This is a genomic window from Ammoniphilus soli (assembly GCF_040813775.1).
The window spans coordinates 25,469-33,377 of the sequence record NZ_JBEGDL010000048.1 but is presented as its reverse complement, the minus strand read 5'-3'; the positions used below and the strand labels follow the sequence as shown (position 1 = coordinate 33,377).

5 protein-coding genes and 2 pseudogenes are annotated in these 7,909 nt (G+C 39.7%); 5 read left to right on the top strand and 2 right to left on the bottom strand.

The features are described 5' to 3' along the window. The 4 genes and pseudogenes from ABLT31_RS34905 to ABLT31_RS34890 all read left to right on the top strand — a co-directional run. Positions 1-764: hypothetical protein (locus tag ABLT31_RS34905; protein WP_367760260.1), on the top strand; the 764-nt coding region annotated here is incomplete at its 5' end. Between the two features lie 315 nt (positions 765-1,079). After that, positions 1,080-1,656 (top strand): annotated as a pseudogene (locus ABLT31_RS34900) (recombinase family protein). Positions 1,657-2,047: 391 nt separating this feature from the next. Continuing rightward, positions 2,048-3,406, top strand: a complete 1,359-nt coding sequence (locus ABLT31_RS34895; RefSeq protein WP_367760259.1) for an MATE family efflux transporter — start codon at positions 2,048-2,050, stop codon at positions 3,404-3,406. A 21-nt stretch (positions 3,407-3,427) separates the two neighbouring features. Further along, positions 3,428-4,264: a nicotianamine synthase family protein gene (locus ABLT31_RS34890; RefSeq protein ID WP_367760258.1), complete on the top strand. Its 837-nt coding sequence runs from the start codon at positions 3,428-3,430 to the stop codon at positions 4,262-4,264. A 635-nt stretch (positions 4,265-4,899) separates the two neighbouring features. Here the strand turns inward: ABLT31_RS34890 and ABLT31_RS34885 are convergent. Continuing rightward, a pseudogene (locus ABLT31_RS34885) lies at positions 4,900-5,541 on the bottom strand (recombinase family protein). A 527-nt stretch (positions 5,542-6,068) separates the two neighbouring features. Here ABLT31_RS34885 and ABLT31_RS34880 point away from each other — a divergent pair. Further along, positions 6,069-6,308, top strand: coding sequence for a hypothetical protein (locus tag ABLT31_RS34880; protein WP_367760257.1), 240 nt, complete (start codon positions 6,069-6,071; stop codon positions 6,306-6,308). Between the two features lie 648 nt (positions 6,309-6,956). Here the strand turns inward: ABLT31_RS34880 and ABLT31_RS34875 are convergent. Beyond that, positions 6,957-7,895, bottom strand: coding sequence for a selenium metabolism-associated LysR family transcriptional regulator (locus ABLT31_RS34875; RefSeq protein WP_367760256.1), 939 nt, complete (start codon positions 7,893-7,895; stop codon positions 6,957-6,959). Positions 7,896-7,909 lie beyond the last annotated feature (14 nt).

Genomic DNA, 7,909 nt, shown 5'->3' with positions numbered 1-7,909 from the left:
TAGCTAAATCGGATGTGGATAATCAAGTAGCTAAATCGGATGTGGATAATCAAGTAGCTAAATCGGATGTGGATAATCAAGTGGCTAAACCGGAAGTGGATAATCAAGTGGCTAAACCGGAAGTGGATAATCAAGTAGCTAAATCGGAAGTGGATAATCAAGTAGCTAAACCGGAAGTGGATAATCAAGTAGCTAAATCGGAAGTGGATAATCAAGTAGCTAAACCGGAAGTGGGTAATCAAGTGGATAATTCTGTTAATGTATTGGACATTGTATGGGATGGATGGTTAAACAGTGTTAAATTAACACAGACTTACCAACGTGAAATTGAAGGCATGGCTTTCAAAGCGATCGAACGTCAAAAGGATATTTGGCTGCAATCAAGAGAAAATCTTGAAAAAGCGGAGAATGAAATCAATAAATTTACGGATGATGCAAAATCTTGTTTTAATGAAAATCTTAAAAACCTGAATGGGAGATCCATATCTAAGAATGTTGGAGAATGGAACAAGCAGGTTGAAGAAATAACAAACCGCCTGCAACAATTATATGGAACACCTGTTAAAGCTAGCAGCAACCTGGTAGGAAAATCACTTGATCAAATAGAATCCATATTGAAAACGATTATTCAACAACAACAAAAGAGCCAAAACGAAGTGCAAACATTATTGGAGAATTTTATCGATCAGGTAAAGGCAACCAATAAAGTTGTTATGGAAACATGGGAAACAAACCACATCACTAAATTTAATATGTTCAAATAATCAAGTGCATTCCTCTTGTATCTAAAATAAGATGGCAATATTAATCCATATGATAACTTTACATTCAGTTCTGAATGGACTAAATATATAGTAGGAGTTCAGCAATTAGCACCCTTAGCGGTGCTTTTTATTTTTTTAAAAGTACCAAAAACGTTCGTTTACGGAACTTTATATTTGGTACCCAAAAGCCAACGATCTTATACGGTTTAATTAGTTCCATAACTCATCCTAAAAACAAAGTTCCGTTATATAGAATTTATATCCTTTTCGGTACTGTAATATTATAGAAAATACGGGAAGGGGCGATAAAGAATTATGATTTTTGGGTATGCCCGGGTAAGTGCGCAGGAGCAAAATCTAGACTTGCAACTAGACGCTTTGAATACGTACGGAGTGGAAAAGATTAATCAGGAGAAGATGACTGGTACGAAAAAAGACCGCCCACAGCTGGAAGAACTGCTTAAAGTCCTCCGACAAGACGATAAGGTCGTAGTTTACAAACTGGACCGTATTTACCGATGGACGAAACACCTTATCGAAATGGGATAGATTTTGTATCCATTCAGGACAATTTAGATACATCTACCGCTATGGGTAAGTTCTTCTTCCGTACTATGGCTAGTATAGCCGAGTTGGAGCGGGATATTATCAGTGAACGTACGAAATCCGGACTGGAAGCAGCTAGGTCCCGTGGAAGAAATGGCGCGACCGGACAAGAAGTCCGATAAAGTGGAATTAGCTTTTAAAATGTATGAGAGAAATGAGTACAGCATTGAACAAATTTGAGGCTACCGGGCTGGGGAAGACTAGGTACCAGTGCTGCACCACAGAGGATGAAAATAGGCTAGGGCCTTCGTTATTTTTAATTTTCATGGCCCTCGTTTCCTATTGATTTTGGGACTATATAGGAAAACTGAGGAGATAAAATGTATCTGTACCAAGAATAGAAGAAGTGTTGCACGCTTGGATTAGAATCGATTATTTTTATCACCGCTTTCACTTTCAGAGGGTCTACTTTTTATTAAAACAAGTATTTGGTTTATTAGTACTTTTTTATTATTTACATTTTTAACCACAATAACATACAATATAAATCGTAATAATTACGATTGCTTTGAATCGGTAATATCTGATAGTGAATTTTTTTAGTCTTTCATTACAGTGTAACTATCAAAATTACTGACTAACAAATCGTAATTATTACTAAATTAAAACGGCGGAGGTGAAGTGGATTTGAACAGAAACTTGCAACTTCAATCTTGGAGTAAGAAGGGGTTATATGAATGAGTCAAACTAGGGCAGAGATAGCTCAGATCCCTTTGGGGCAACAACCAATTAGTCATCGTCAATTTATAGTTCTAGCTTTACCTTTAATTTTATCCACCCTTTCAACCCCTATGCTAGGGGCTGTAGACACGGGTGTTGTAGGGCATTTTCCCGATCCTGCCTACATTGGCGGTGTTGCCGTAGGAGCTATGATTTTTAATACCCTATATTGGCTGTTAGGATTTTTACGAGTAAGCACGTCAGGCTTTTCCGCCCAAGCTCACGGAGCCAATCATAGGACAGAAGTCCTTATGACTCTTATACGTCCTATGGGATTAGCCATGATGTTCGGGGTGCTGTTTATTTTACTTCAAAGTCCGATTAAACAGATCGCCATGTGGATCATCCATCCTGGCCAAGGGGTAGAGGCCCATGCAGCAACATATTTTGATATTCGCATTTGGGGGGCACCCTTTGCTTTAATTAATTACTGCATACTAGGTTGGCTCATTGGAGTTTCTAGAGTACGTATGGCTCTATTTTTGCAAGTGTTCATGAATCTATTAAATATTGCATTAGACTGCTTGTTTGTCATTATTCTCCAGATGGGTGTTTCCGGGGTGGCTGCTGCATCCCTGATTTCTGAGATAACAGCTGTAATGATTGGAATGGTTATTCTATTCCGGGTTGGAGAGCTAAAGGGTTCAACGTGGAGTTGGACCAAGGTCTTCGAGTCTGAAGCCTTTGTTAAAATGATAAAGGTTAATCGGGATCTTTTTATTCGTACCACTTGTTTATTAACCGTCTTTGGACTATTTACAGCGTATGGGGCGTCTATGGGAGAAGCTGCACTGGCAGCCAATGCGATTTTGTTGCAAATTCACTTTATTATGGCTTACTTCTTGGACGGTATTGCTAATGCGAGCAGTATTTTAGTGGGAAGGTCGATTGGCCAAAAAAACAAAGTGCTCTATAGCCATACGATCAAACTATCTGCGATCTGGTCTTTTATTGCTTCCATGTTTCTTGCTTCTATTGTTATCGTAGCCGGAGATTTTATTATTTCATTATTTACTAGCATTGAAGAAATACAGCGCGTTACAGCGAACTATTTATTTTGGGTCACGATTTTCCCTTTTGTCGGTTTTTGGGGGTTACAGCTAAACGGTGTATTTTCAGGGGCAACGGAAGCAGGGCCGATTCGAAATTCCTTAATTATCTCCCTATTGCTGTTTCTATTGGCCATTTGGATGTTTATTCCTCAATGGGGGAATCACGGTTTGTGGTTGTCTTTTATAGTATTTAGCCTGGCCCGTTCATTGGTTTTATGGGCATATTTACCTAAGTTAAGTCGGACTACGATACCATCATCTTAATAACCGAACGGAGGAAATAAGATGAAACATTCTGTGGAAATGGTTAGTCATACGGATCAGTTAATAGAGTCCATATATGTTACGAACTTTATATTAAACCGGGAAAAAGATCTTTCTCCAAGAAACCCGATGATAAACGAAACGTTAACCCATCTCGTAAAATGCGTGTCCTTGATGTTCACAGAATCGGAAACGAAACGAATCTTAGCAGATCTACATATCCAACGTATCAGAAATGGGATGATGAAAAAGCTGGCTCAGGCTGAAACTGAAATGGAGTTCTATTATGCACAGGAATTTGCAAGAAAGCCCTCATTGTCGCTAGATGACCTGAAACGATTTCTCTATTGGGATAACTATGAAGCCCTTATTGAAACTGAGATCCGGGGGTTGCAGGCAAGCGACTTGCCTTACACATTGCAACCAGGTGAATCTGTGGCCTTTGTCGGATCAGGACCCCTCCCTTTAAGTGCGGTTATTCTAGCATATAAAGTTGGGGGGAGAATGACTTGTATCGATGTGGATGAAAGAGCCTGCGAATCGGCAAAAAAGCTTATCATGGGATTAGGACTGGAAGGGGAAATTTTTGTTGAATGCACCGCTGGCGAAAACCATGATTATGGTCGCCATCCCTTAATTTTTATGGCTAGCTTGGTTCCGAACAAGGCGGAAGTGATTTCACGCATTCGCCTTACGAGGGAAGATGCCGTTTTAGCCGTTCGATCAGCAGACGGAGTCCGGGAATTACTATACGAGCCGGTTGATGAAAAAGAACTATCCGCCATGGGCTGCACCCTGAAGGGGAGGACGTACGCGGATAGTAAAATAATAAATTCTACCTTGTTTTATAGATTATAAAAACTGAAGAATCAACTTAACCTTGAAAGACTGAGTAGGGAAGGTTCTTGTCATAAAGACAAGAACCTTCCCTCATTTCATCTTAGAGCTTCATTTTTGGCTAACGAGAAATACAATGGTAGGTGGCTTGGATGCTGTCATCCAACCGATAATCCTGGTCGTAAATCCGATGGTATAAAAATTGGGAGGGTATTGATTGGCAAATTTGAATCGATACCCTCTACACTTCATGAAAGAAATCGTGTTAAATGGTTATTGTAAAAAGCGTAGAAGAAGGAAGTATAATTGATGTTATTAAAAGTCGGTGAAGAAATGTGATAGAATAAGAATAATATTTACGTCCTACCATATTTTTTACCAAATGATTCGGGTTGTAGATCTGAGATCTTACAATCCTACTTCGTCATTAAACCTACATTTAATGACAAAATGAAAAAATCTATTAAAATGAAAGAGATACCATAAAGATAGGTTTATCCCTTGAAAATACTAGATTTGCAAGCACCTGAAGGACAAGATGGAAGAGGGCATGATGAGCCAGCTAACGCATGAAAATCTCGTCGTTAAATTCACAAAGTATCTAAAAGAGGGTAGTACCACCAAAAGAGACCTCATCCCGAGGCTTAATCAATCTCCTAACTATTGGTTGCTACCATCACCTCATACTCCTTAACAATTTTGTAAAAGGTATTCCTTTTCAAATCCAACCTATTCATTAATTCTCCGGCTGTAATTTCCCCAGCCTTCCATAAACCGTATAAAGATTGGAGCGTTTGTCTTTGTTACTTAGATAATGTATTTAAGTCTATTTTTGGTCTTCCTAGGTGCTTACCTTTCGCCTTGGCCACCGCAATCCCTTCAGACTGCCGCTGCCGAATCTTCTTCCGCTCCTGGTCAGCTACATAGGACAACAGGCTAAGGAATTGATCTTCCATTAGCTTCCCCATATCCCCCATACTTTTGAATTTTCGGCTATCAAAAAGAGTTGCGTTTTCTAAGACCACGATATCCGCTCCCAGTTTACGCGTGATCTCTTTCCATTCTTCGATGATTCCGTCATAATCCCGACCCAGCCGATCCAGTGCGTCGATATAGATCAGATCTCCTTCACGAATGGCCTTTTTCATAGCTATATATCCCTCGCGTTCAAAATCCTTCCCGGATTGCTTATCCATAAAAAGGAAACGATCCTCGATCCCTAATTCTTTCATCTTCTCCAATTGCCGGCCGATGTTTTGATCAGCACTGGAAACTCGTATGTACCCCATATTCACTATGGAACTACTCCTTTTTATTTGTAAAGGTGGCCTTCATTTTATAAATATTTATTAATTAAATTTCATACCTTTACAAACAGTAAATCTAGCATTTTTTACCGTGTAAAAAAGGTATACCTTTAAAAACAGAAAGACCGTCCGTGGCGATCAGAACAGTCTACAGGGGATGTACTTAATTAGATATCCATTACCGTTGAATAACAAGCAATTTAGAGTCATCGTCTAACTTAATAAAATTGCATGCTTCTCCCACAAGGAAAATCCTAAGTTTAATTGGTTTTTCAATTCCGTATTCTGTGTTCAGAAGGTCTTGGGCAATTTTGATTAAGCATTGGGAAAATTTCATAAAATCATTGAGTCCGTCAATGAGCATTTTATCAAAATTTGACCATATAATCCCGATGTTTTCGGAGGGTAGTCCACCTAAACCACCCCATAAAGAATCTCTAAACGCATTATAATGTATTTCTCCGCTTAAAGGTGGGTCTCATGATAACGAAAATTGGAAATGCCCAAATCCGCGTGTTTTGGTGGAGTCCGCCTGGGCCTATCGCCATCGCCTTTCTTTAAAAGGAGAACTACGCAAAAGACAAGAAGGACAAGATCCTGAAGCCCAACGCATTGCCTGGAAAGCCCAACATCGATTAAATCAAAAATATGATCGTATTACCTCCCGTGACAAAACTGGTAAGCATGCAGCTGTCGCTGTAGAGAACTTATTGGATTCATTTGGACTATTGGATGTTGTATTGAACAGAAACAATTAGAAGATTCAATGGTGGCTTAGTCTTATTACAAGATACATTGTTCATTTTGTTAATGATAGATTTTGAAGTTTTGGCTTGAAGGCAAAATTCCGGTAAGGAGAACCCTTATGTTAAGCTATGCACTAGGGATCAACAGCCGAACGTGCGCCGTTAGTCCGAGGCAGCTCCGTGACGAATGGATTGAAATGCGGTAACCAACCCGCGAATATCAGATTGTTAACCACCGTCAACGTACTTTGCCTTCGTGCCAAGATTTTAAAGTCGTTCATTTTCAGGCTACAATCTGGTATCCTTTCCCTTCAGTCAGGAAGTCAAGGACACAAAATACGCTTACTTTGACTGCCACTTCGCGAAAGGATCTTTGGGTTACTAAGCTGAAAAAGAAAAGGTCTGTCCTAGAAAAAATCTTACAAAAAATGGGGTATTGACCGCCTCGTTCATATCAGCTTAATAAACAACAACAGACGGTTCTTCTGACCTTAGAGTAGGAGAATCGTCTTTTTAACTTCCATAATATGTATTAGCGTACGGTTTTCACGTTTTTGTCAGCGGTTCCCCAAATTGGTAAATGGCTGCGGACTAGAAACTTACTCAAAACCCTCTTCCTATATGCTAGGCAGAGGGCTTTCTTGTAAATATATCTTAGCGCTAGCCGAGTTTTCTTGTAACATTACTGGGTGCAACCATATTGTACTGTTTTAGTAAAAATTCAAGAAAAGCATCTGCCGGTACAGAAAGCAGCCTGTTCCTATCAAAGACAGCGACAAAGCTGCGAAGCAAGGATATGCCTTGAAGGCGAATGGGTCTGAGGGAACCAAGCATTAATTCTTTTTGAATAGCGGACTTGGAGATGATAGACAGGCCCATCCCGGATTCAACGGTTGCTTTAATGGATTCGGTGCTTCCTAACTCAAGTATGATATTTAATTTACTGGGATCTAGCTGGTTTTTAAGAAGGCTTTCCTCCATGACCTGTCGGGTACCTGATCCATGTTCTCTAAGAATGAGCGGCAGGGAAAATAATTCATCAGGGGTAATGCTCTCTCGATCCCTAATCATAGGATGTGGATTTTTTGTCGATCCGATAAGAATCAGTTCATCCTCGAGAAAAGGAAGATGAACCAATTCCGGATGGGAGATGGACGATTCAATAAATCCCAAATCGATCTCTTCATACCTAAGTTGTTGAATGATTTGCGTAGAGTTGTAAATGTTCAAGGAGAGGTTCACTTTAGGATATTCTTTTTGGTATTTCCCAATCATGTAAGGAAGGATATATTCTCCAATGGTCAAGCTTGCGCCGATATTTAGACTCCCATGAATCGATTCGGATAAAAGAGCCAGTTCTTTCTTCGTTTGATTGACAAGATGTAGTATCCTTTCAGCATTTTGAAAAAGAAGCTGTCCTGAATCGGTCAATCTTATGTTTTTTGTTGTTCTCTCGAATAGCTTCACTTCAAGATAAGCTTCCAGCTGTTGAATTTGAAGACTGACGGTAGGCTGAGATAGATGCAGCGCTTTGGCTGTTTCAGAGAAATTCCTTTTTGTAGCTGCCACGTAAAAGACTTTGAGATGATCAAAGTTCATGGTAGCCTCCTTTC

Coding starts and splice junctions, on each gene's coding strand:
- ABLT31_RS34895 (WP_367760259.1), top strand. CDS start 2,048: ATGAGTCAAACTAGGGCAGAGATAGCTCAGATCCCTTTGGGGCAACAA.
- ABLT31_RS34890 (WP_367760258.1), top strand. CDS start 3,428: ATGAAACATTCTGTGGAAATGGTTAGTCATACGGATCAGTTAATAGAG.
- ABLT31_RS34875 (WP_367760256.1), bottom strand. CDS start 7,895: ATGAACTTTGATCATCTCAAAGTCTTTTACGTGGCAGCTACAAAAAGG.